18 protein-coding genes and 2 pseudogenes are annotated in these 25,256 nt (G+C 56.1%); 8 read left to right on the top strand and 12 right to left on the bottom strand.

What is annotated here, in order from left to right; genetic code table 11:
* The first annotated feature begins 223 nt into the window (after positions 1-223).
* Positions 224-3,925 carry a hypothetical protein gene (locus tag ACVI9W_RS22525; protein ID WP_461531258.1) on the top strand — a complete coding sequence of 1,234 codons (3,702 nt, stop codon included), beginning with the start codon at positions 224-226 and terminating at the stop codon, positions 3,923-3,925.
* 11 nt (positions 3,926-3,936) lie between these two features.
* Here the strand turns inward: ACVI9W_RS22525 and ACVI9W_RS22520 are convergent, their stop codons facing one another.
* From ACVI9W_RS22520 to ACVI9W_RS22470, 11 genes and pseudogenes are all read right to left on the bottom strand, one after another.
* Positions 3,937-4,170 (bottom strand): hypothetical protein, encoded by a 234-nt coding sequence (locus ACVI9W_RS22520; RefSeq protein WP_461531257.1) that lies wholly within the window; start codon positions 4,168-4,170, stop codon positions 3,937-3,939.
* A gap of 53 nt (positions 4,171-4,223) precedes the next feature.
* Positions 4,224-5,263: pseudogene (locus tag ACVI9W_RS22515) on the bottom strand (type IV secretion protein Rhs); the annotation flags it as partial.
* A 96-nt stretch (positions 5,264-5,359) separates the two neighbouring features.
* The gene (locus ACVI9W_RS22510) at positions 5,360-5,941 is read right to left on the bottom strand and encodes an imm11 family protein (RefSeq protein ID WP_461531256.1); all 582 of its coding nucleotides are present in this window, start codon (positions 5,939-5,941) and stop codon (positions 5,360-5,362) included.
* Positions 5,942-5,959: 18 nt separating this feature from the next.
* Complete coding sequence (locus ACVI9W_RS22505) at positions 5,960-6,298, bottom strand: AHH domain-containing protein (protein WP_425356109.1); 339 nt, start codon at positions 6,296-6,298, stop codon at positions 5,960-5,962.
* Positions 6,298-6,861 (bottom strand): hypothetical protein, encoded by a 564-nt coding sequence (locus ACVI9W_RS22500; RefSeq protein ID WP_461531255.1) that lies wholly within the window; start codon positions 6,859-6,861, stop codon positions 6,298-6,300. The genes ACVI9W_RS22505 and ACVI9W_RS22500 overlap by 1 nt, the downstream gene beginning before the upstream one ends.
* A pseudogene (locus ACVI9W_RS22495) lies at positions 6,861-8,542 on the bottom strand (RHS repeat domain-containing protein); the annotation flags it as partial. The pseudogene ACVI9W_RS22495 and the gene ACVI9W_RS22500, both read right to left, overlap by 1 nt.
* A 109-nt stretch (positions 8,543-8,651) precedes the next feature.
* Positions 8,652-9,026 carry a hypothetical protein gene (locus ACVI9W_RS22490; protein ID WP_461531254.1) on the bottom strand — a complete coding sequence of 125 codons (375 nt, stop codon included), beginning with the start codon at positions 9,024-9,026 and terminating at the stop codon, positions 8,652-8,654.
* The gene (locus ACVI9W_RS22485; RefSeq protein ID WP_461531253.1) at positions 9,023-13,222 is read right to left on the bottom strand and encodes an RHS repeat-associated core domain-containing protein; all 4,200 of its coding nucleotides are present in this window, start codon (positions 13,220-13,222) and stop codon (positions 9,023-9,025) included. Before ACVI9W_RS22485 ends, ACVI9W_RS22490 begins: the two co-directional genes overlap by 4 nt.
* Before the next feature lie 6 nt (positions 13,223-13,228).
* The gene (locus ACVI9W_RS22480; protein WP_461531252.1) at positions 13,229-13,696 is read right to left on the bottom strand and encodes a DcrB-related protein; all 468 of its coding nucleotides are present in this window, start codon (positions 13,694-13,696) and stop codon (positions 13,229-13,231) included.
* A 37-nt stretch (positions 13,697-13,733) separates the two neighbouring features.
* A complete protein-coding gene (locus ACVI9W_RS22475) occupies positions 13,734-14,318 on the bottom strand; it encodes a hypothetical protein (RefSeq protein ID WP_461531251.1) in 585 nt (194 codons plus the stop codon).
* 11 nt (positions 14,319-14,329) lie between these two features.
* Positions 14,330-16,183: a type VI secretion system Vgr family protein gene (locus ACVI9W_RS22470; protein WP_461531250.1), complete on the bottom strand. Its 1,854-nt coding sequence runs from the start codon at positions 16,181-16,183 to the stop codon at positions 14,330-14,332.
* A 612-nt stretch (positions 16,184-16,795) separates the two neighbouring features.
* Here ACVI9W_RS22470 and ACVI9W_RS22465 point away from each other — a divergent pair.
* The 4 genes from ACVI9W_RS22465 (at position 16,796) to ACVI9W_RS22450 (ending at position 20,862) form a co-directional block, all read left to right on the top strand.
* Positions 16,796-18,154 (top strand): DUF6861 domain-containing protein, encoded by a 1,359-nt coding sequence (locus tag ACVI9W_RS22465; RefSeq protein WP_157192122.1) that lies wholly within the window; start codon positions 16,796-16,798, stop codon positions 18,152-18,154.
* Positions 18,151-18,426, top strand: a complete 276-nt coding sequence (locus ACVI9W_RS22460; protein ID WP_157192121.1) for a DUF6966 domain-containing protein — start codon at positions 18,151-18,153, stop codon at positions 18,424-18,426. Before ACVI9W_RS22465 ends, ACVI9W_RS22460 begins: the two co-directional genes overlap by 4 nt.
* Before the next feature lie 190 nt (positions 18,427-18,616).
* The gene (tri1, locus tag ACVI9W_RS22455; RefSeq protein ID WP_461531859.1) at positions 18,617-19,732 is read left to right on the top strand and encodes an ADP-ribosylarginine hydrolase Tri1; all 1,116 of its coding nucleotides are present in this window, start codon (positions 18,617-18,619) and stop codon (positions 19,730-19,732) included.
* 653 nt (positions 19,733-20,385) lie between these two features.
* A complete protein-coding gene (locus ACVI9W_RS22450) occupies positions 20,386-20,862 on the top strand; it encodes a hypothetical protein (protein ID WP_232478260.1) in 477 nt (158 codons plus the stop codon).
* A gap of 162 nt (positions 20,863-21,024) precedes the next feature.
* Here the strand turns inward: ACVI9W_RS22450 and ACVI9W_RS22445 are convergent, their stop codons facing one another.
* On the bottom strand, positions 21,025-21,735 hold the full coding sequence (locus tag ACVI9W_RS22445) for a hypothetical protein (protein ID WP_157192120.1): 711 nt from the start codon (positions 21,733-21,735) through the stop codon (positions 21,025-21,027).
* A 648-nt stretch (positions 21,736-22,383) separates the two neighbouring features.
* Between ACVI9W_RS22445 and ACVI9W_RS22440 the strand changes: the two genes are divergently transcribed.
* The 3 genes from ACVI9W_RS22440 (at position 22,384) to tssC (ending at position 25,251) form a co-directional block, all read left to right on the top strand.
* On the top strand, positions 22,384-23,133 hold the full coding sequence (locus ACVI9W_RS22440; RefSeq protein WP_157192119.1) for a hypothetical protein: 750 nt from the start codon (positions 22,384-22,386) through the stop codon (positions 23,131-23,133).
* 67 nt (positions 23,134-23,200) lie between these two features.
* Entirely contained in the window at positions 23,201-23,734 is a 534-nt protein-coding gene (gene tssB, locus ACVI9W_RS22435) for a type VI secretion system contractile sheath small subunit (RefSeq protein ID WP_157192118.1), read from the top strand.
* Between the two features lie 14 nt (positions 23,735-23,748).
* Positions 23,749-25,251 carry a type VI secretion system contractile sheath large subunit gene (gene tssC / locus ACVI9W_RS22430; protein ID WP_157192117.1) on the top strand — a complete coding sequence of 501 codons (1,503 nt, stop codon included), beginning with the start codon at positions 23,749-23,751 and terminating at the stop codon, positions 25,249-25,251.
* The last annotated feature ends 5 nt before the right edge of the window (positions 25,252-25,256 follow it).

Genomic DNA, 25,256 nt, shown 5'->3' with positions numbered 1-25,256 from the left:
CAGCCGTATCCGGATCCAAACTGGACAATTGACCAGCTGAACTACAATTATCAGAAGCACCGGTACCCTGGCAGTCACAGAGCGACTGGAACCGGTCTCGCCAGCAGGCTCATAAACTGGCGAGTTTCAGCGATGGCCAAGGCCCTTTAGTACGAAGCGCGCTCCTCGATTGGGTTCTTTACCTTGTTCCTGGTGGTCGGTTCGACACCTGAGGGCCAGAGAAATGAACGGCAATGACTCGGGGAGCAACCTCGGTTTCTGGCTGCCTGGCAGTGCGATTGTTCTTAGCCTGATTGTCTCCACCTTTGCACTCACCCGTGCCCCGTTCCTCGAGCAACGCCCCTTTGGCGCGCAGTTCCAGACACAGCTGCCGATAGAAGCACGCCTGTGGCAAGACCCTTTCGATGCACTGGAGCGCTACCGCAAGCGACTCAAAGACAACAAAAGCCAGCTGGCCGGCGCTGAATGCATCCCTGAGCTGTTTGACAAATCATCGGCCCCATCTGACCAGCTCCAGGTGCAACTCTCACAATTGCGCCGGACTTCATACAGCCCCGCAGCAGAAATGGCCGATCCGGCCTCTGCGCAGGGCCCGGCTGAAGCGTCCAAAGTAACAGACGCAGAACCGACCAGCATCATGGTTGCCCTGGTCGAAGGTGGGCCCTACGCCGAGGAAGTGGAACTGCGCCGACGCATGCGTTACGCCATGCTCGCCGGCTTCAAGACCGCGCGGATGGTGCCCGAGGACGAACAGAACATCCGCTGCCTGACCTTGGCAGACAACCTCAAAGACAGTCCGATCGCGTCACAAGACGACGGGCAAGGCAATCGCAGGCGCGCAGAACTGCCCTATGAAATCTTTGTCGCCAACCCTTTCGATCCACCGACTGATATGGACGACAACGCGCATCCGTCCGCCCGCACCATTTTGTTCTGGCTCAAACAAAGCCATCTCGGCACCGAGCCATTGCAAAAGCTTGAACAGCTGCGCCAGACCCTGTCGTGCAAAGTCAGCGCGCTTGATGGGACGTCCTCGCCCGCAACCTGCACCCCGTTCGACGATAGAATCCTCAAGGTCATCGGGCCTGCCGACTCGACCGTGCTGCGTGACATGTACCGCCAGGAATACCAGGGCAAAGTGGTACCGCCCAACATAGAGATTTACTCACCCTTGGCCACCGCCGACAGGAAGATGCTGCTGCGCGGGTTCGAAAAGCCCAAAGGCCGTCCAGGCCAGCCACAAGCGAACACAGATAACCCGAAACAGACGCTTAAGTTGCTGCGCACCATCAGCGACGACCGCACCATGACAACCCTGCTGCTCGACGAACTGAAACTGCGCAAAGTCGACCCTGTCACCGGATTGCAGTGTGCACCGAACGCGGTCATGCGCGTCGGCAACGATTGTCGTCGCAAAGGCTTCCAACGCCAGAATCGCATCGCACTGATCTCCGAGTGGGACAGTTTTTACAGCCGGGCATTGATAGAAAGCTTCAAGTCTCAGGTGGTCGAAACCGCCAGGTTGAGCGATGACAACAAGGCCTCCGTCGATGAATGGGTACTGCGCTTCAGCTACCTGCGCGGCCTGGACGGACGCCTTCCGGAGGAAGCTGCCAGCGCAGACAGGGCCGTTGGCAAAGACAGCAGCAAAGACAGCCTTGAACTGGACACCAGCCCCCTGGAAAAGTCCGATGGCAACTCCCAGCTCGATTACCTGCGCCGCCTGGCCGACCACATCGCCGAAGAAGACGAGCTTTATCGGCGCAAAGGTGAAAACGGCATCGGTGCCATCGGCATCCTGGGGCTCGATACCTATGACAAATTACTCGCCTTGCAAGCGCTGAAGTCGCGAATGCCGCACAAGGTATATTTCTCCACGGATCTCGATGCCCGCATGTTGCAACGCGGCCAGGCCGAGACCACCCGCAACCTGGTGCTGGCAGCCCCCTATGGCCTGACCCTGACCCGGGCCCTGCAACAGGATGTACCGCCGTTTCGCGACAGCTTGCAAAGTGCCGTATTCATCGCCGTGCTGACGGCGCAAGCGCCGCAAAGCTTCGATGCCAAGCGGGCAAAATTCGACTACAACAAGTCCGGGTTACTCTCGCCGGGTATCTACGAGGTGGGAATAAAAGGTTTCATTCCCCTCGCAAGCCGACTGAACAAGTCACGCCCAGAGGATTGTGCAGCGCCAGATTCACGGCGCTCCGACCGCATCAGCCGAGTGCGTCCGCAAGACATCATGGCATTGCGCTGTTTACAGGACCGCGCAGAACTCCCCTTTCCGGAAATGTCCCCGGCAATGCGTCAAGACTTTACTGCGCGCTTGTCGTTCTTCGGGGCCGGGCCACTGTCGTGGATCTTGCTGTTGCTGGCATTGTCGCTGGGCTGGTGGTGGACCAACAGAAGTCTGGTCAACACAGTACCTCCCCCTTCTGCGGATCAGACAGACTCGAAATTCCTCTACCAGCTCCCGCCCTGGGTCTGCAGGTTGCCCATATCGCTCTATGCGGCGTCTGCCCTGTCCGCGCTGGTCGGTATCCTGTACTGGCGAGTGGAATTCATGTGGATCACCTTCGTGCTGATCCTGTTGGGGATTATTTGCGCCGAACTGATTCGCCGAACGACGCCCGTATCCTTGCGACCTGGACGGGGTGCTGCCGGCATTGCCGGTTTGTTCGACGCCTCGGGGTGGTACATCCTGGTGCCGCTGGTCGTGTTTATCCTGGCGTTGTTGTGGGCGTACCAGGTTCGCCGCGACTTGACCGACAACGGCCTGGGTGAGCCGATGTTCCTGTTCCAGGGCATCAGCGCCTGGCCTACCGTCGCGTTGCGCCTGCTGGCGGCACTGATCTCGATTTCGGCGCTGTTCTGGGGTTGGCGCAACCTGCAGATCAACCGCATCGAGATCCGCAACCTCTACCACCTGAGCCATTTAACGCCCATTTACCGGGCAAGGCTGTGGCGACATTTTCCGCTGTTCAATCAACGCTACAAAAAATGGTCATGGCGCCACTGGCTCAATCAATTGGGGCATTGGCTGTTCAAGATCATCTTCCCGCTGTCGCCAAGCGATATCCCGCACATCAGCGACAAGACCCGGCGTGCCTTGCGCCTGCCTGCCAGCCGTGACCCGCGCCCGCTGGTGTTCATTTCGAGCTTCTGGCGCGAGCATTGCGAATGCGGCACCTTCACCGCGCGCTTGCTGCGGGCGGCGCTCGCCACCTGGTTTTTCCTGGTGATCACCAGCGTACTGATGGTGGTATGGCCCATGGAGAGCATCCCGGTTCGGGGCAACTCGCCAATATGGCTTTGGAGCTGGCTACTGCCCTTTGTCCTCTTCCAGCTGCTGGTGTTCTGGGTGGTGGACGCCAACCGCCTGCTCACGCGCTTCATCCACCAATTGAGCAATCTCCACGGTATCTGGCCAAAGCCTTTGCGAATCGAGCATAAGGAAATCTTTGAAACCCCGGCGCACCCCTGTATCGACGACTGGATGGACATGGTCCTGATCGCCAAGCGTACGGCGGCGGTCAATCGCCTGATCTATGCACCGACTGTCGTCCTGTTGATCATGATCGCCTCGCGCAGCAGCTACTTCGATAACTGGCCGACCCCGCCGAGCATTGTCATTTCGTTTCTGCTCACCGCCGTGATACTGCTCAGCTCAGCGATATCGCTGCGCCGCGCGGCCGAAAAAGCACGGCGCATCGCCTTGCTGCGTATCGATGATTATTTGTTGCGCGCTGTTGAAGACAACCTGAAACAGGACAAGCTGGAAATGATCCGTGCCCGCGTTGCTGCGCTCAGTACCGGTGCCTTCTCGCGTTACTCGGAAGAGCCGCTGGTGCGGGCATTGCTGCTTTCGCTGACCGGTATTGGCGGCTCGATCATTGTCGATGCGATCAATTTTTCCAAGTTTTGAGGGGTGCGGTTTTACCGGGCTTCCCAGCGGTAATGGCAACCCAGGCCCAGCGCGTTGCGGTGATTCACCATCAGGCCGTCGGCGTAGCTGAAGCTGCGCACGCTGTCGCCGTTGCGGTTGATCACCGTGCTGAGCTGACCCTGCTCGTCGTAGCGGTACTGGGTCAGGGTTTCGACCGCCTGGTTGTTGACCAGCCGTTTGATCTCGGTCAGGCGACCCAGCGGATAGTCGTAGTGCAGGTGCACGCGGGTGCCGCCAGTGGCGCTGATGTCGGTCAGCGTACCTTGCGCGGTACGGGTGAAATGCAGGAAGTGTGCACCTGTGAGAGGTTGTCGGCAGGCAGCTTCGAGGCGAATTGCCACGCCTTGCGTCCCATCACGTCATAGCCGAAGCAACTGGTGAGCTTGCCCTGGGTGCGGTACACCTCGCGGTGCAGGTCGTCGCGCTCCATGTCGCTGATTACCTGGCCGTCCAGGTTCAACTGGTGCAGGTGGCCGCTGCCGTAATACAGATGGTTGATCTTGCGGCCATCCGGCAAGGTCAGCGTGGTCAGGTTGCTGAGCGGGTCGTACTCGTAGCTCAGGGCTCCATCGGCAGTGACTTCCCGAGTCAACCGGCCCAGCAGGTCGTAGGCGTATTCCAGCTTCTCTTCGGTTACACCCAGTTGCTTACCGGTCATGGTTGGCTGGCGTTGAATGTTCAGCAACCGATCACCGTCGTCGTACTCATACTGCTGCCGTGCATCACGGTTGAGCTTGGCAATCAGTCGGCCAATCGCATCGCGCTCGAACAGCGTCTCGCGTTGCGGCCGTTCGCCATTCTCGCCGTAGCCGATTTCGTCAACACGGGTCAGGTGACCGCCTTCGTTGTAGCTGAAACGCCGCGTCAGGTTATCCACCCGCACCTCTTCGCTCAGCCGATCCGCGGCATCGTAGGCAAAGCTGTAGGTCGCGTTGTTTTCATTGACCAGCGCGGTCAGCCGGATGGCCTTGTCGTACTCGTAACGTATCTGCTGCCCTTTGGCATCCTGGCGGCTGCTCGGCAAGCCACGCGCTGTACGTTGCAAGCGGGTGACCTGGCCCTTGCCGTCGGCGTGGCTGAGCACCTGGCCATAGACGTTGTAGGTAAAGTTTTCCGCAGTGCCGTCCGGATGGTTGATGCGCAGGACTTCACCGTCTGGCTTGCGTTCCAGTGTGGTGGTCTGCTGCAGCGCATCGGTCACCGCCACCAGGTACTGGCGCTCATCGTAGCGATAGGAGGTACTTTGCCCGAACAGTCCTGATAGCGCTCGACCTAGGTCTGAGTGTTCCACCACAGGTATTTAGTTAAAAAAGCCGCCAAATAATTAACTTTAAAACACTTCCACACAACACCAAACCCAATTGAAAAGCTCAATAGATAATTTATGAAACATAAAAACCACCACAATTAAGCCTAAATTTGCTCAATATTCAAATTCAATTTTTCCGCCGCAACAGATATCACAACAGACTCCGTTATGATGGGATCAATCCATATAACATTATCAACAAAGAAAAAATCCAAACCCGATGTCTCGCCCTCCACGACCGCCATTTTTTTTACACCCCTAACTTTATAATCAGGCGAAAGCTCTTTTTTACTAATCCTATCAAGAACCATCACCTTCCCAGAGCATTCAGAGTTAAAATAATCAAAACATGGCACCTTGCAGCTTACGTGAATAAAATAATACTCCCCCTCAACGCTCACCCCTCCAAAATATTGTATATCGGCTTCATAGAACTCGATCAAAGTATGATGTTTTTCAAGAACCTCTCTCATTTTACCCGAAACAAAAAAAGCGCCCGATGTAGTGAAGAAAAAATCACTATTCAATTTCTTTATTGGCTTGTCTAGCTTTACCTTGACCACCGTACCAGCTGACACCACGCTCTTTCCAGTTTGATAGTAACCCTCAATTGACGGGTGCAAGCTAACCTCACCATCGATGAATTCACCACCAGCATCCTCATGACGAAGAATATAATATTTCATAGTTCCTCCTTAACAAGTTTACCGAGTACCTTTGGGTCTCGGATCAGTATTCTGTAAGCGCAGCACGTCGGCGCCTAAACTCATTCTCATACTTCGCTCAACTGCTCTAATCTTCCCGAGGATTTGCTTATCGGAAGCCGTAGTAAGATTTCCAATCTTCTGTTCTGAGAGAGTCAACCTACTACGTGCAGCATCAAAATACGACCCGAGATGCCCACCACTATGCAGTGGCTTACCATTTGCTAAAGATTCAGCAGAAGTTGTGGGCGGTGCAGATCCGTTACTTGCACCATTTGGATTATATATACCTCTTTTCACTGCCTCTTTAATTAAATTAGACTTACCAGCGTATGTCATCACCTCTCTAACTCAAAATCCAAATCATCTACGGAAGAACTTTCGCCAATGATGGGTAAATCCTGCACAAGCCTCATTTCGAGGCCGTAGCCAAAATTGGAAAATGGCTTACTTAGCCCGACATAGCCTTTTATGGTCAAACTATACAACCCTGACTCAACCTCAATATAGTCGTTACTTGGGAGACGAGAACCATACCTGAGCTTATAGTTCAAGAAAAAGTCGTCATCCCAATCAAAAAGTGCGTTGAGATCAGATACGATCAAAACGCCAGAACTAACCTTAAGTGGAAAACCTGAATAACTAAATTTAGGAGTAGGCAGAAAAACCTCACCCCCCATCGCACCTACTATGAAAACAGAATACTCCTGCTCAGATATTTGATATATCGGACATATCACTCCTTGCTCAACAGCCGCTCGCCCCAAATTTTCATCTCGCAAAAGCACCTCAAAAATATTCGAATCAATTACGCCATTATTTTTAATAAAATCCGAAAGAATGACAGGATCGAAGACAACAATCCCGGGCGTATACAACTCTATCAAAGCATCTCGTTTCATTAGCCACACCCTCCTGCTGAACTGTTACCTGGCCCTTTGCCAAGTGACTTGGTTAGTGTTTCCCCAATCGTTACATTTTTTGCAAGGACTTGACCGGAACGCGGGATTTTTAGAGTCCCTTTTTGGGGGAATCCCTCATAGGCTTTGTCCAGCTTCTTGATCAACTCATCGGAAGTTCCTTCGAATTTACTATTAAACGGAACCCCTTCTTTTTTTATAGCCTCATGAAACTGCTGATGCAGCTTATCAGAACCCTCGAGCTCATTAGGGAACCATGATGGGGAGTCGAGTTTAGTTCCGAGCTCTGGAAACCCATGAGCATTTGCATGTGCGCGTGGGAAGGGGTGATGCCCCATTCCATCAGGTTTCAAAGGCTTCCAAAATGGCATCCATCCCCATGGATCAATCCAAGATGATGGATTCGGAGCGTATTGGTAAAGGTTGAATCCACCGTTCAGACCAATAGGATCCTGAGTACTAAACCTTCCCACCTCAGGATCGTAGTAGCGGAATGTGTTGTAGTGCAGACTCGTTTCGCTGTCGAAGTACTGCCCCTGAAATCTCAGGTTCTGCTCGACGTCATTGACTTCGAGCTGTTCTATCTCCCCCACGAACGGTACGTCGCCTGCCAGACGATCTCGCCCTCGCTGTCGGTCATTTCCAGCGGCGTACCGATTTGGTCTGTGTGGAAGTAGTAAAGCTTCTGTTCCTCGCCTTCAGCCTGATCGACCCGCGCCAGTGACGCATAACTACCCGGCTCATACAGGTACAGACTGCTCTGCCCCGGCACCTCCTCCCGCAGCATCCGCAGCCCTTGCCAGAGAAAGCGTTTCTGCTCGGCCTTGCCATTGATCTCCGACTGCTTGGCCACCCGCCGCCCGAGGCTGTCGTAACGATACTCACCCGTGCTCTCCAGCTTGCCGTTGACTAACGTCTCGGCACGAACCAACCGGTTTTCACAGTCGTAGCTGAAGCTCTGCAGCTTGCCGTGCCCCGAGCGCTTCTCGATCAGGTTGCCCCAGGGATCGTAACGATACTCCTGATCCCGCCACTGCCTGATGCGGTTGTCCTTGACCTTGTCGAACTGGCTGGTGTTGAAGTTCAGCCGGTTGGCTGCGGCGTCGTAGCGGAACTCTTCGCTACCGATCAGCGAACCGGTATCGCGGCTGTGCAACTGGCCGTTGGCTTCGTACTCGTACTTGATCTCGCCGCGCAGCTTGTCCAGGGTGCGTACCAATTCACCCGCTGGATCGTACTGGTAGCGGCGGTGAACCGGGTTGTAGGCATGCTCCACCAGCAACGAGGTGTTGATCCCGCTGTTATGCACTTGTGAGAGTTTGTCAGCTGGCAAGGTCGAGGCGAACTGCCACGCCTTGCGCCCCATCGCGTCATAGCCAAAGCAACTGGTGAGTTTGCCCTGGGTGCGATACACCTCGCGGTGCAGGTCATCGCGCTCCATGTCGCTGATTACCTGGCCGTCCAGGTTCAACTGGTGCAGGTGGCCGCTGCCGTAGTACAGATGGTTGACCTTGCGCCCGTCCGGCAGGGTCAGCGTGGTCAGGTTGCTGAGCGGGTCGTACTCGTAGCCCAGCACGCCTTGCGGTGTGGTTTCTTGTGTCAACCGGCCCAGCAGGTCGTAGGCGTATTCCAGCTTCTCTTCGGTTACACCCAGTTGCTTGCCGGTCACGTAAAATCACGACTAAAGCACTCTAACAAACTTCATAACCTACAAGAACAACACCACAATAAACTAGCCAGATACAATACATTAAAAACCACAGCCCTCTAAGCTAGCGAGGAAACTCACCAGACAAGTACACCTCAAAAAGTTTAGAGACCCAACCACTGAGGGTAGTCTTTGAGACTGCGTCAGCCACAAGACCAATATCATCAGATATATAACTTGCAACCTCAGAATTATGAGCTAGCGAGAATACTTTTTTGAAGGAGAACTCTCTTAACTCCTTCACAATTTTTTCGTCAGCCAGATCGTCATAAGTGAGACTATTCAGCTTATTGAAACACTCCACCCAAGCCTTATCAAAGTCCTCACTATCCCTTTCTTCCAGAGCCTCATCCCAATCACTTACACTGGAAATGACAGCCTCAAAAAAGCCTGCCTTCTGGATTATGTCCCTAACATCGTTCAAGGTTTCAACTTTCATCTTAATCCACCCTCTCTTAGCCAGTTCTCAATTAAATCAACTGCAGCGCGCGGGGTTACATTTTCACCCAACACATGAGTACCATTTGGTGAAACAACATCTACTTTAATGTGATCCAAATCCTTGTATGCTTCACGGTATGCAGCGAAAAGTTGATCATCTGTCCCTGAGAAGTCACCCTGTCTCGGCCCAATCGGTCCCCTCTCAGCTTCATGCAAAAGCCAATGCTCATGCTCTGGATTTTCTCCTTTAGGGAAAAGTGTTGGCCGGGTCTTATCCGACCTGGACACTGCAAACGGTCGTCCTTTTGATTTCCGTACGGATGGTACATGATGCCCAGACTTGCTTACTCCCATCCCTTTAGTTTCGCACCAACCCCAAGGATCGATTCGGGTAAATGGGCTTGAAACATAGCCATATAAATTCAGGCCACCAAGAAGACCAATCGGGTCCTGTGATACAAACCGCCCCACCTCAGGATCATAGTACCGAAAGGTGTTGTAGTGCAGTCCGGTCTCGTCGTCAAAGTACTGCCCCTGAAATCTCAGATTCTGCTCGACTTCACTGACCGCCAGCTGTTCAATCGCTCCCCAGGACCGATACGTCGCCTGCCAAACGATCTCTCCATCACAGTTGGTCATCTCCAGCGGCGTACCGATCTGGTCGGTGTGGAAGTAATAGAGCTTCTGCTCCTCGCCTTCGGCCTGATCGACCCGCGCCAGTGGCGCATAACTACCCGGCTCATACAGGTACAAACTGCTCTGCCCCGGCACCTCCTCCCGCAACATCCGCAGCCCTTGCCAAAGAAAGCGCTTCTGCTCGGCCTTACCATTGATCTCGGACTGCTTGGCCACCCGCCGCCCGAGGCTGTCGTAGCGATACTCGCCCGTGCTCTCCAGCTTGCCGTTGACTAACGTCTCGGCACGGACCAACCGGTTTTCACAGTCGTAGACAAAGCTCTGCAGCTTGCCGTGCCCCGAGCGCTTCTCGATCAGGTTGCCCCAGGGATCGTAGCGATACTCCTGATCCCGCCACTGCCTGATGCGGTTGTCCTTGACCTTGTCGAACTGGCTGGTATTGAAGTTCAGCCGGTTGGCTGCGGCGTCGTAGCGGAATTCCTCGCTCCCAATCAACGAACCGGTATCGCGGCTGTGCAACTGGCCGTTGGCCTCGTACTCGTACTTGATCTCGCCGCGCAGCTTGTCCAGCGTACGCACCAACTCACCCGCCGGATCGTACTGGTAGCGCCGGTGAACCGGGTTGTAGGCATGCTCCACCAGCAACGAGGTGTTGATCCCCGTGTTATGCACCTGTGACAGCTTTTCAGCTGGCAAGGTCGAGGCGAACTGCCACGCCTTGCGCCCCATCGCGTCATAGCCGAAGCAACTGGTCAGCTTGCCCTGCGTGCGGTACACCTCACGGTGCAGGTCGTCGCGCTCCATGTCGCTGATTACCTGGCCGTCCAGGTTCAACTGGTGCAGGTGGCCGCTGCCGTAATACAGATGGTTGATCTTGCGCCCGTCCGGCAGGGTCAGCGTGGTCAGGTTGCTGAGCGGGTCGTACTCGTAGCTCAGGGCTCCATCGGCAGTGACTTCCTGAGTCAGCCGGCCCAGCAGGTCGTAGGCGTATTCCAGCTTCTCTTCGGTTACATCCAGTTGCTTGCCGGTCACGGTTGGCTGGCGTTGAATGCTCAGCAATCGATCACCGTCGTCGTACTCATACTGCTGCCGCGTATCGTTGTTGAGTTTGGCCAGCAAACGACCAATCGCATCGCGCTCGAACAGTGTCTCGCGTTGCGGCTGCTCGCCATTTTCGCCATAACCGATTTCATCAACGCGGGTCAGGTAACCGCCCTCGTTATAGCTGAAACGCCGCGTCAGGTTATCCACCCGCACTTCTTCGCTCAGCCGATCCGCGGCATCGTAGGCAAAGCTGTAGGTCGCGTTGTTCTCGTTGACCAACGCGGTCAGGCGGATGGCCTTGTCGTACTCGTAACGTATCTGCTGCCCTTTGGCATCCTGGCGGCTGCTCGGCAAGCCCCGCGCTGTCCGTTGCAAGCGGGTGACCTGGCCCTTGCCGTCGGCGTGGCTGAGCACCTGGCCATAGACGTTGTAGGTAAAGTTTTCCGCAGTGCCGTCCGGATGGTTGATGCGCAGGACTTCACCGTCCGGCTTGCGCTCCAGCGTGGTGGTCTGCTGCAGCGCATCGGTCACGGCCACCAGATGCTGGCGCTCATCGTAGCGGTAGGAGGTGCTTTTGCCCGAACAGTCCTGATAGCGTTCGACCTGGGCCTGGGTGTTCCACCACAGGTACTTGGACTTGTGGTTGGCGTCGATGATGGTGTGCGGCAAGCCATCGTCGCCATTGAGGTACTCGGTCAACTGGCCCAGGGCATCAATCTCGGCGAGCAGATTGCCCTTGTCGTCGTAACGCGCCTGCCAGGTACTACCGTCCGGGTAGCTGACCTTGGTCACCAGGGTGGTCAGGTGGTGATATTCGTAGGCGATGGTGCGGCCCAGCGGGTCGGTTTCTTCAAGCAGGCGGGCAAATTCGTCGTATTTGAATTGCAGACGGTTCCCGTCCGGCAAGCTCAGCCCGACCATGTTGCCATTGTCGTCCAGCTCGATCGCGTAGTGCTCGCCGCCATAGTCGCGGCTGGCGATCACCCGGTGGTCGGCGTTGTAATGCACCTCGAGTTCACGACCAAGCACATCGGTGGCCCAGCTGGTGCGCCCTTCGAGGTCGTAGCGAAAGTGGAAGTGCTCGCCGTCGCTGGTCCAGTGCTCGACCACCCGGGGCTGGCCACCGAGGGTTTCCCAGCGGTAATGGCAACCCAGGCCCAACGCGTTGCTGTGATTCACCATCAGGCCGTCGACGTAGCTGAAGCTGCGTACGCTGTCGCCGTTGCGGTTGATCACTGTGCTGAGCTGACCCTGCTCGTCGTAGCGGTACTGGGTCAGGGTTTCGACCGCCTGGTTGTTGACCAGCCGTTTGATCTCGGTCAGGCGACCCAGCGGGTGGTCGTAGTGCAGGTGCACGCGGGTGCCGCCAGTGGCGCTGATGTCGGTCAGCGTGCCTTGCGCGGTACGGGTGAAATGCAGGAAGTGGCCGAGGGCGTTTTCGATGCGCTGCAGCGGCACCGGGCTGTCGTCGTCCGGCACTTCGCCAAAGTAGAAAAATAGATTGTCCAGCGTTTGCAGGAGGTAGTGGCCGCCCTCGGTGCACACCAGGTACACCTGCTCGTGCGGGTTGTAAATGCGCTCGCCCGGTTGCAGGGTGACGAACGGGATTTCACGGCCCTGATTGTCGGTGAGGTAGATGAAGCTGCCGCGCCGGCGCAGGCTTTGCTCCCAGGGCAGCACCCAGCCACGGCCGAGCACGCTGTCGACGCTGAGGTCGCTGGCGTAGAAGCGCGACCATTCGATCGGCATCAGGCCCGGCAGGCTGAAGTCGATTTCGTCGGGGATCAGTTTGCGCCCGGTGGTGAGATCGACCGGGTTGCCGACCAGGCCACCGATGGCCTTGCGCGCGACCGGTTCGACCACGTAGCGGCTGGCCACCTCACCGGCGACGAAGCCTGCGGTGAATTTCAAGGCGCAGGGCATGACGGCTTTCATGCCGGCCTGGGTACCGGCCTTGATCAGTTGCGCGATACCACCGGCCGCACCGGCAACGGCCATCAGTACATCGACGGTGGTGCGCAGCCATTTGGGGATTTCATCGTCCACCGGCAGGTAGCGGTAGGTGCCGCCGCCGATGATGACGTTGCCCGAACCGCCAGAAATGGTGGCGCCGCAGGTCAGCTTGTCGCCCTTGCGCGCTGCGGCCGAGCTGTTGATGAAGACGTTGGTCGAGCCTTCGGCGATCTGCACCGGGCCTGGATGTTTGTCGCATGCCCCCAGGCTTTTCTCGACCCGGGCGGCCTTGCGGCTGTTGACGAAGACATTCGGTGAGGCAGTAAGTATCGTCCCGGAGGGGGATGAAAACATACTGCCTATGGCCTCCCCGGCAGCGGTCAGCAAGCTGCCCCCGATGCCCGCTGCCAGGCCGGCGAGCAAGGCCACACCGAATCCGCAAGTGAAGGTGGCGATGGCCACCGTGGCAATCAGCGCGATACCCAGGGCGGCGCCGATCAGAAAGCCCCCCAATGCACTGGTGTGCGAAATCTCGTCGCCGAACCTGGCCGCTTCGAACATGAGGGGTTACTCCTGTTCGCCGGATTCGGTGCTGGTCACGACCGGGGTGCGCGGGGTGAAACTGGCCAGCAGGTTGTCCCAGTCCTGGTTCTGCTGGGGGCTGAAGTCTGCTTGCGCGGTGGTGGAGAAAATCAAGGCGCGTTCAGGTGTCAGCAGGAACGCCGCCTGACGCTGGTACAGCGGCCGTCCCTGGTTCATGTAGTAGGCGTCGATCTGCAGCCCTTCGATGGGTGCGCTGCTCGAGAGGTTGACCTGCTTGCTACCCATCCGGGTATAGCCACGCAACTTCGACGTGAGCATTTTCACCTGCCGGTCGACATACGCCTGCAACTGCTCGCCGGGCAGTAGTGTGTCGCGCGAGATGGTGATGCTCAACGGCGCGGGAATACTCGCCCCGAGCACGAACATGTTGACCGTGCGATCCTCAAAACCTTGTGGCAGCGCGATGCCACCTTCCTGCAGCTCATAGTCCATGCGATGAAAATTCCTGGTATCAAAAAAGGGTGTTACGTCAGCGCAGCGCAAGGCCGTCGAGCAGGCGATCGAACTCCGTCAGCCACAGGCTCAGCCCGGGTCTGGTCGGATCGATCACGCATGAAATATCCAGCCATTGCACGGCGTCTCGGCCTTCGACAGGCACAAGTGCCCCCACCAGGCGACCGTGCCGAGGCTCATGGCCTGCGCTGAAATGAAAATCCACGGCCTTGGCCGCACTCCCGGCAATACGGCAGTCACGCTGACGGATCACCCGCATCTGCGGGTTGCGTTCGTGAAGGGTCCGGGTTGCTGTCGCGAACAACTGCTCGAGCGTTTGCCCGGGACGCACATCGCGCCGGCGGATCGTCAAGGTCACCGGCTCACCGTCATGTTCGAGGGTGGTGTGGATATCGCGAAAGCGAAAACCGGCCGGGAACATCAGGTTGAAGCCGGAAAATGTGAAGCTGCTGGTGACGTCCTGTAACGCAACAGGCTCGGGTTCCGGCTCAGGCTGTGGTTCAGCCTGGCTGGCAGCCTCGGCCAATGCTGCAACGCGCGCAGCTTCTTCCTGCGCTATACGCTTGGCGGAAATGCGGTCGTAGATCGACGGTCTGCTCATCGCCCGCGGCCTCAGTCGTTGATCCGGACTGTAGCGCCGGTGATCGTGGTGGTTTCGCTACTGGTGGTGGTGATGACCTTGCCCTTGATCTCGATGCCATCCGGGGTGAGCGTGATGCTGCTCTGCCCTACCTGCAGGATGATGTGCTGCTGGGCGCTGACCTGGATGAACTGGTTGTCCACCTGCAAGGTGTACGAACCCTCCTGGATCTGCACCACGGTGTCTTTCTTGACGATCTCGGTATGGGTACCACCCACGGTGATCCTGCGGTTGTTGCCGACATCATGGCTTTCATCGAGCTCGATCTCGGTGTCCATGTTGCGCTCGGCGTGCATGATGATCTGCTCGGCGCCGGCCTTGTCTTCGAAGCGGAAGAAGTTCGCGGTGCCGCCATCGCCTTTCATTGAGCGGGTGAGGAAGCCACTTTGGGTTTTGTTGGCCGGCAGCGACCACGGCGGGGTGTTCTGGCTGTTGTAGAGGCTGCCCATGATCAGCGGGCGATCGGGGTTACCGTCGAGGAACACCACCACCACTTCGTCACCGACCCGCGGGATCTGGATGCTGCCGAAGCCACCACTGGCGCCGGCTTGGGCGACACGGACCCAGCAGGAGCTGTGGTCGTTGTATTTGCCGTTGCGGTCCCAGTGGAACTGGATCTTCACCCGGCCTAGATCGTCGGTGAAGATTTCTTCCCCGGGAGGGCCAACGATGATGGCGGTCTGCGGCCCGGAAATGGTCGGTCGCGGGGTGGTCAGTTGCGGGCGGAAAGGGATCTTCTTGCGCACGCACGAGAAGGTGTTGAAGTAGCTGGCCTGCTGGCCGCTGAGGTAGTTGTTGTGGCCTTCGCTTTCCACCTTCATCAGTAGAAACTGGCGGTCTTCGATACTGCCTTGTTCGTGAGCGTAGTGCTGGAGCAATTCGAAGGTATAGCCAGGCTTCATGGCCCGGCAGTTGCTGGCCCCCTCGAACTTCTTGCCACGCAGTTCCAGCGCCTCGATGCGCAAGCGAAGCAGCGTTTCGCCCTCGTCGTACGTGCCGTGGGTATATTGGCCAGGGAAGTCGTAAATCTCGAAGGGTTCGACATCGCCCTGCTTGTTCAGGCTGTTCATCGCCACCGGCAGGCGGTTGCCCGGCTGACGGTAGTCGAAAGTCTGGGTAGCCATCTTGCCCGACTGCAGCTGGCGGTTACCGCTCCATTGGGTGATGGAGTCGGAGGTCTCGGTGACCGAAGCACTGTGGAAGCGTATCTGCGGCTGTTCGGGGAGTGCGACGAGGGTGCTGGAATCGTCGCAGATGATCATGGTGTGACCTTCGGCGGTGTGCTCGAAGTAGTAGAACATGCCCTCTTCTTCCAGCAGGCGCTGGACGAAGTTGAAGTCGGTTTCACGGTACTGGGTGATGTAGGTGTAGCGCTTTTGCGGGCGGGTCAGGCGAAACTCGTGACGGGAAAATGCCGGGCACAAGGCGAACACTTCAGTGACGACTTCCTCGACCGTATTACCCTGGAAGATCCGTGTATCGAAGCGGTTCTTGAGCATCGAAAACCAGGGATTAAGCGTCGCGGTGTAGCGCGCCATGCCACCGTCACTGCCAATGCTGGCGAAGCGCGTGAGGTAGCCGGTGAGATAGCGCGGACCGCCTTCGGCCAGTTCGATCTCGATGCTTACCTGCTGGCCCATCATCGACTTGAGCGGCACGCCGGACTCTTCGCACACCAACAACAGCTCGTAGTTGAAGGCCTGCGACAGGCCTTCCACACCCTTGAAGGTTTCGAGCAGTAATTGCTGTTCGGGGTTGGCCAGGTTGTGGAACTTGAACAATCGGCGATTCTGCGGGGCAAGCAGCGCGGCCAGATCCATGATCATGTGTTTCTCCTTGAAAGCACGGCCAGCACGCTACCGCTATGCTCAGCAACAACTCTGTTCGTGTCGGGCGCTTATCTTGCTCGCGATACGCGCGCGAACCCCGTCGGTCCATGCGACTGCGAGGCAGTGAAAAAGTGCCTTGGGACGTTGCCGGAAACGCGACTTGCATCACACTTTTGAACGGCAAAACGGCCAAAATGGATCCAAAGGAGACACCGGGAGAATATGCCCTGTCAACTATGTCAATTAGCCAGCATTTACCGCATTTCGCAGGGCTTTCGATTTTGTTGCACCTTGCGCAGCACCTGAGAAAAATGTGCAGCGCGTTGGCGTGTTTCACGTTTCAAGCATTTTTTCCATGCCAACTTTACAGGCCATTGTTGGCCTTGAAAGCAGCGCAACGCCTGACCCGAGCGGAGTTTCGATACACAGAAAAATGCCATTAGTATCTTTTTGACATCATTGCCGATGTACGGCGTTAAGAAGAAAAATGGGATCCATGTCGAAATTTTTGTGAGCGAGCGCAGGTCTGACTTCGGTAACCAGTCTCCTGCGCCGGGCGCTCGACAGGCTCGGCAAGCGCTACCTTCATCCAGGGACTGTGATGCGAAAATGGACCTTCTAGCCAACATCCCCAGTTGGGGCGATATCGAACGAAACCTCGATCAGAAATTCAGTGAACTGAACCAGAGCGTCAACGAAGGCCTGCAGAGCGCCAACGACAGCTGGGACGGTTTCACCCGACGCGTCAGCAATGGCGCAGGCCAGGCCTACGGTTACATGGGCGGACAGCGGATCGACAACGTCCTCCTGGCAATGAACCTCTCCTACCCGATCATCCAGAGCAACCTCAAGCACAAGTGGGCCTCGATCAACATCGAGCAGATCCTTCCGGTGCTGCTGCAACTGGTCAAAGAGGTGACGATGATTCTCGGCGGCAGCGTTGCCATCGGAACCGTTGCCGGCGGTGCGGCAGGTGCCTTCGCCTTTGGCGTCGGTGCTGCGCCTGGAGCGGTTGCTGGAGCGGGCATCGGCTTGCAGGTCGGCAACCTGATTCTTATGGGCCTGGGCTTGTCGGCCATCGCCGAATATTTCTACCAGGGCCTACCCTCTTGCCTGTCGACGTTGCAGGAAGGATTGGCCACCGCCTGGTACGCCGAGGACGGCCTCAAACCCGTCGGACTGGACCCCAGCGGCGGCTCATCGGCACAGGCCCAGGAACGCACCGAACGCGCGGCACGGCAACTGGCCCGGGGCCAGGAGCAACTGGTGCTGCTGCTGCTGACCGCCATCGTCACCTACCTCACCCGCGGGCAGATGAAAGCGGGCGTGATGAACAGCATGGAAAGCATTGCCACACGCAGCGCCAAGCTGCAGGCGGAGATATCCAACAAGCAATTGGCGGCGTGGCTGGCGAAGAACGAGCAGAAGTTGCTTGCTCAGCCGGAGTTGCGCACCAGCAACCCGATACGATTGACCAAGGCAGAGGAAGCCTTGATTGAACTGCCACCTCAAAAGTCAGCGACTCTCCAGAAAGTTTTGGAGCCAGTCCGACACAAATTAGGAAGAGTGACAGGTACCTATTCTGCCATCGAGCCAGGTCCACTTGACCCAAGGTTGGCAGAAACTTTTGCTGGGGGCCGATATACTGCTGTCATTCTTGACCAGGACACTGTTCTCACCAGAGCTGGAGTGGAAGGTCAGCCATTAGGGCAGTTTTTCAGTTTGGAATCCCCTGCTGGCGTCTTGCAAACCCGAATCGACAAAGCCGTATTGCCAATTTGGCCAGGCGGAGGAAAGTCTCCAATTGATACTGCTTTCAAAGTTAAAATCCCAGCAGGCACTGAAGTCTATATAGGAGAGGTTGGCTCGCAAGGAGGATTCTATATAGGTGGCACCGAGCAAATAGTTGTCGTAAAACCATGGACCATTGATGGTGTGCAAATAATTGGATCGAACCCTCTAAAATGATAAACACTGCTGAACTCACCGCAATCATGTTACGAATTTCCGAGCTGCTTCGCCTCGGCGACCGGCTGGATTGGGCGGCACTGCTAGATGAATACCGCGCAGAACTACCGCACAACACAACTGATACTTTATCAAAAATCTCACTTCTCTTTGGAGGCATGGGCTCAATCAATGACATTGTCCTTTATAATAACGGACAACCCATGATCAAGGAAAACAATGAGTTAGATCAATTACTCAGCAAGCTACATGATCGATGCAGAAACCATTGAGTTTCACGCTCTGTAAGCATTTCAGTGGAAATCAACTGGAGGAAAGTTCGCAGACAAGACTGCTCTAGGCAAGTCGGCCTTATTCTCATCCGAACGGCACGTTACGACGTTGCGCCGACTCAATCAACGGATGGATTCAGAGTACCAGTGCGAGCACATGCTGGCCTGCGCAGCCTTTTCGGGGAATGAAATGATTGATCTAAGAAATTCAAACGAAGCCTTGTCAAAGTACGTAGAGCAATACGACCACTTACTCCCGCTCCCGTCCCCACAACTACAGCAACGCATGGATTATACCCTGCGGCCCGACGCCCCCAGGCTGCCCTATAGCAAACCTGCGTGGCTTTCCGCGAGAACGTGCACGCTGTCGGACGACCAGGCACTGGACCGAGCGCAAGGTGCGTTGCTAGGCCTGGCGATAGGTGATGCCGTGGGTACTACCCTCGAGTTTCTGCCTCGTGATCGAGCACAGGTGAGCGACATGGTTGGCGGCGGCCCCTTCAAGCTGGCCCCGGGACAATGGACTGACGACACCAGCATGGCGCTCTGCCTGGCGGATACCTATCTGGCCAAGGAAACGTTTGACTTTACAACCTATTCCGATGCGCTGGTGCGCTGGTACAGGCGTGGAGAAAACAGTGCCAATGGCAGGTGCTTCGACATTGGTAATGCCACCCGCAACGCACTGGAAGGCTGGGAAACGCAAGGTCTCACCTGGCAAGGCAACTATGCTCCGTCAACGGCAGGCAATAGCTCGATCATAAGGCTTGCCCCGACCGCAATATTTCGTCGGCACTCGCTATCTGCAACGTGGCGAGAAAGCGCTACACAAAGCCGAATCACACACAGTGCTGAAGAAGCCATCAACTGTTGCCAGCTTCTTGCTGCACAACTGCACTTGGCTCTCAATGGCGCTGACAAAGATGAAGCCCTGTCAGCCATGGTACGGGCACTCCTCCCACGACCACTGATCATCAACGCCAGCGAATACAAACAGAAGACCCGTGATCAGATCCGCTCTTCCGGCTACGTCATCGACACACTGGAAGCAGCGCTTTGGGCCGTCTGGAATACCGACAACTTTAAAGATGCGATTTTGTTAGCTGCCAACCTTGCGGATGACGCTGACAGTGTTGCAGCGACAGCGGGCCAAATTGCAGGCGCACTGTATGGCGTTTCAGGAATGCCACAGGACTGGGTCAGAAAGGTCGCTTGGTCGGAACATATTCAAGAACTGGCGCGGAAACTGTTCGAACGCGCACCGCTTCATGATGAGATGGATGATCTTATCTATGGGAGTCGCTGAGACACACGCTTCAAGTTCAGCCAAGGTCGTGCATGAACATTGAATCACTGAAAGAAAAATCGCTGAAACTACGGGCCTCCATTGACGTGCTGAGAACCAGGGGCCCCGTGGTCATGAACTCAGCTTCGCACTGGAGCCCCTGATCAGCGCTGCTGAACGCGGCCAGATGCGCACACCCATGCAGTGGTGCGATATTCCTGGTCACTACCTCTTCATCGAACCAACCTCTTCAGCGAAGAAGACCTTCAGCGACGGAGATATTTTTGATGGACAACTCAACCAGGCTAGATGCCATTGGCATTGAAACCATGCACTCCGGAAGGCTTTGCCTCAACCTGACATCATGCGTCGACTGGGGTGACTTTCCAGCTTACGCAGCAACCATTATTGGCTTGCTAAATGGAAAGATTGTAAAAAGTCAGATTCAGTGGACATTCGCGTTTGGGAAATTCTCATAGACAATGAAAAATTCTTTCTCGCGCATGATGACTTCTCGACAATGATTTCGCTGAAATCAACAAGTCTCCAAGGCGACCAATTAGTCACTCAGTACAAAAGCAAATTCAATCAATACTGGCTCAAAAAATTTGAATTCACTGACTGAAATATCCGCAACGAAACTCAGGCTACTTGCCCTGGTGTTTATACCCGGCATGCTGCTTATCGGGGTATTTTCTCTTTACTGGCTCTGGACCAATGTTCTCCCTATTTACGGACGTCTCTACCGTGACGCACCTGTCATAGAGGTGCCCTACTTGGCGTTTGGCCTGCTCATGGCACCACCGGCCGTTCTTATTGCAGTCGTAGGGGCATCCATCGCAGCCTGGAACGGAAAAAAATTCGACCCCCCGCGCTCATCGAAACTTTATCGCTTCCAAAACCTAATGTTCAGCTCATCTATAAAAATAATACTTTACATAGTGCCCGCACTAATAATAGCTACCACGCTGACACTACTAGCCAGAAACTATTCACCTTGCCCAAAACTACTAATATCAGGTTCTGCCTGGCAACTATTCTGGGTAAACGATGAGCGTGCCTGCTTCAAACCGAGCCGTTACATCAATGATAACTGGCCTTGCAAGATAATCGGTGACAAAGAAGTCTGCATCCAGGTGGACGGCCGGTAAGCCCCGAACAGAACTCCGTAGTACCTGTCAAAGTGCGCCAACTTCCCGGATAGGCGCCACCAGTCGATGTTATGTGTGAATTCAACTATTTTTGCAGGCTCAGCATGGAAAGAGGGCCCATTAACTCGGCACCCTTCTTTATAACTGATTTCTTGGCCGACCTTAACGGCGGGTTCTGACAGCAAAAATCCGGCCGAGCAAAGACGCCACGCGTCTCTCTCGGATCTCTTCGACATTCATGAAGGTGTAATGGCAGCGTTCGCGTGTTTCACGTTCTTTTAACTCTCTGAACGCGGCGATGTTGTTGCGATAATAGAAAATAACAAACAAGGAAAGAGCCACAACTGCAAGAACCAGCGCCACAGTAGATATATTATGGGATTTAACCATAGGATAGATCATGCTACTTAGCCCTGCCGCCAAACCACTTAGCATCACAGTACTTCCACGGCGCGGAGCGACTTCAGCCACTTCCACGCGCTGCCCCCGAACAACCAGATCATTATGTTGGCCGCACCATTGATAAACGGCCAGGTAGGCAACCACAGCGATAATCACTGGAATACAGCCGAACGCCACCGAGAGTAGAGGGCCTAGCTTCAACTCTTTGCTTGCGGTCATCAAAGCACAAACGAACCCTATTACTGGAGCAAGTCCAAGGATACTGAAAAGTCGAAAAGCCGCGAACCTCCCAAACCGCTCAGTGCGATAGGCGCAGTCGACACACCAATAGGTCAACCCCATACAAGCAATGACCGCAGGAACAGTTAACAGACCGGGCAGAAGAGCCGCAGCAAAAAAAGCAAACATAGTAAAAAAAAACCATGTCGCCAGTATTCTGGAAAAGAAACTTTCCGCCTCAGCCGCGAACATAAGTCAATCCTTGCCTGCCAAATAGTTATCAATGGAAGTCCCAAGCCGCGTAGCATTTTCACTTACAATTAGCTGAATAGCCACTCCCACCGCTAAATCATGAAAACAACCACAATAACTGCCATGTCGGCCGTACCAACCAGTAATCCATGAGCCAATTTTAAAAAGCTAAGCGGGCGTAGTGCAGGCAGCGGGAGTTCTACCGGCCTAATCGCGGGGCAAGCCCGCTCCTACAGTGCCATCATTCAGTCGCCCTTCTCTCCCGACCTTCCTGTTCATTTTCGAAAAAACCTTTCTCAAAAACGGACCTGGTTCACTTTTTCGAAAAAAATCCGCACTGCGGATTGGATCCAACAAACACCGCCTAACCATCTGATTTTATTGGGTAAAACTTAATTAGAATACCAAAAGGCCACTATTTAGTAGCACTAAGACATCATTGCGGTACATCACAAAATCACGAAAAAATTGCCCGACTCTCAGGAACTTCTCCCCAAGAAGACTGCCCTACAGGACATTGCTGGCAACTCGATATTCAAGTGCCAGTACCACTCCCAGAATCGCACCAAAGTGCGTGGGAGATGTGATTCAGCTTCCATGCGTACCGGTGTTACGGGACGAACAAGAAGGCTCAAGGACGATGCACCGATGACACAGACGTTTGATGTCGAAGCACTGATCAGGCTGCGTAGCCAGACCCGGGTGATTTCCGATGCGCTGAAAGCGCAGGCGTCGGACTATCTCTCGACCCTGGCCCTGCTGATCCGTCCGCAAACGCTGTTCGGTGAATACCTGCAGGGCGCGCAACGCAGCAGCGGCCGCGAAACCCAGCACCACTTCAAGGAGCTCATCGAGCTCTACGAGCGCATCGGCTCGGCCTCCCCTTTCCAGCTGGTCAGCGAGCTGGAAGTCCCGCTCAACCTGATCAGCACCACCCCCGAACTGTTCCCGCTGGAATACGACAAAGTGCTCGCGCAAAGCGGTCAGAGCATCCGTATCACCAGCCCGGTGCGCTGGGTCGTGGGCTTCAGCTCTTTCGACCTCGCACAGTTTCGCAGCGTGATCAAAGACCCCAATCGCAGCAGCGCCGAGTTGTACCGTTTCGTGGTGCATTACCTGGTGTTGTTCTACTGCCTGAGCAAGTCGCCCGGCTTGAGCCGCCTGTTCGAAGGCCTGCGCTTTGCCCTGAGTTTCGAACGCCTCAAGGGCTTTGGCGACTTGCCGTTCTGCATCATCAGCTCGCCGGTACGCTCGGAACTGCCCGATGAATCCGTCATCCGCAGCAGCACGCAGATTGCCGGCAACACCAGCTTCGAAGAGCTGGTCAGCCGCGACAACATCTTGGAAATGAATGACGAAATCCGTCAGCGCCTGCTGCTGACGATCGAAGGACTGTAACCCGCGGTCAAGCATAAAGACCGCTACGCAAACGATTTGCAGCGCATTGCTCGCACAGGAGATCACGATGGCGAAGAAGGAAAGTACCCAGCACAAACTCGACCGCGTCCGCGCGCCTCGGGTCCATATCACTTATGACGTCGATATCGGCGATGCTCAGGAAAAGAAAGAGCTGCCGTTTGTCGTCGGTGTGCTGGGCGATTTCTCCGGCAACCCGCTGGAGCCTTTGCCCAAGCTCAAGGACCGCAAGTTCGTGTTCATCGACCGCGACAATTTCAACGGCGTGCTCAAGGGCATCAAGCCACGCCTGACCTACCGCGTCGACAACACCCTGGCCAAGAACGGTACCCAGCTGGGGGTCGAGCTGAACTTCAACAGCCTCGAAGACTTCGAGCCGCAGAACGTGGTCAAGCAGGTCGAGCCGCTGCGCAAGTTGTTGGAGGTGCGCAACAAGCTGGCAGACCTGCGCAACAAGATGGGCGGCAACGACAAGCTCGAAGAGCTGCTGATGGACGTGTTGCAGAACACCGAGAAGCTCAAAACCCTGGGCAAGGAATTCGGTCGCGACGCCGAAGTTCCCGCCACTGATCGCAACGCGTAAGCAGGAGCCTGACGATGACCGACAAGCAAGCCGTGCCGCAACAGGCCAGCGATCTGGTGGAAGTGGAAGCCTTCGCCCCGCAATCCTCGCTGCTCGACAGCATCATCTCGCAAAGCCGCGTGGCCCGCTCCGAGACCGAGCGCACCCGCACCCGCGACCTGATCGGCGAACTGGTGGGCCAGGTGCTGGAAGGCGAAATGACGCCGAGCAAAGACCTGATCGCGGTGCTCGATGCGCGTATCGCCGAGATCGACGCGATGCTCTCCGAGCAGATGAACGAAATCATGCATGCCCGTGAGTTCCAGCAGCTGGAAGCCTCCTGGCGCGGCCTGAAGTACCAGGTCGACCAGACCGAGACCAGCACCACGCTGAAGATTCACCTGCTCAACGCCTCGAAGAAGGACCTGGTGCGCGACCTCAAGGCCGCCTCCGAATTCGACCAGAGCGCGCTGTTCAAGAAGATCTACGAAGAAGAGTACGGCACCTTCGGTGGTGCGCCGTTCGGCATGTTGCTGGGGGACTACGAGTTCAACCGCAACCCGGAAGACATGTACCTGCTCGAAGAGATTTCCCACGTCGCCGCTGCCGCCCACGCGCCGTTCATTTCGGCGGCTTCGCCGGAGCTGTTCGGCTGGGACTCGTTCACTGACATGGCCGGCCCGCGTGACCTGGCGAAGATCTTCGACACCGTCGAATACGCCAAGTGGAAGTCGTTCCGCGCCTCCGAAGACTCGCGCTATGTCGGCCTGACCCTGCCGCACGTGCTCGGCCGTCTGCCCTACGGTCCGGATACCACCCCGGTGGAAGAATTCAACTTCGTTGAAAGCGTCGACGGCCGCGATCACAACAAGTACCTGTGGATGAACGCCGCCTATGCACTGGGCACCCGGGTCACCGATGCGTTCTCGCGCTACGGCTGGTGTGTGGCGATCCGCGGGGTCGAAGGTGGCGGTCTGGTCGAAGGCCTGCCGACCCATACCTTCAAGACCGACGACGGTGAAATCGCCCTCAAGTGCCCTACCGAGATCGCCATCACCGACCGCCGCGAAAAAGAGCTCTCGGATCTGGGTTTCATTCCGCTGGTGCACTGCAAGGGCACCGACTATGCGGCGTTCTTCGGTACCCAGTCGACGCAGAAGCAGAAGCAGTACAACACCGACATCGCCAATGCCAACGCACGCCTGTCGGCGCAGCTGCAATACATCTTCGCCACCTCGCGCATTGCCCACTACATGAAGGCAATCATGCGCGACAAGATCGGCAGCTTCGCCTCGCGCAAGGACGTCGAGTTGTTCCTCAACAAATGGCTGGCCAGCTATGTGTTGCTCGATGACACCGCCAGCCAGGAAGCCAAGGCCAAGTTCCCGCTGCGCGAAGCGCGCGCCGAGGTCTTCGAGGTGCCGGGCAAGCCAGGTGTTTACAAGGCTGTGACCTACCTGCGGCCGCACTATCAACTGGATGAACTGACCGCATCGTTGCGGCTGGTCGCCGAACTACCGCAATCGACCCGCGGCTGACCGAC

This window comes from Pseudomonas sp. 210_17 TE3656 (genome assembly GCF_054821965.1).
The sequence above is the reverse complement of the archived record's forward strand: the minus strand, read 5'-3'. Positions and strand labels throughout refer to the sequence as shown.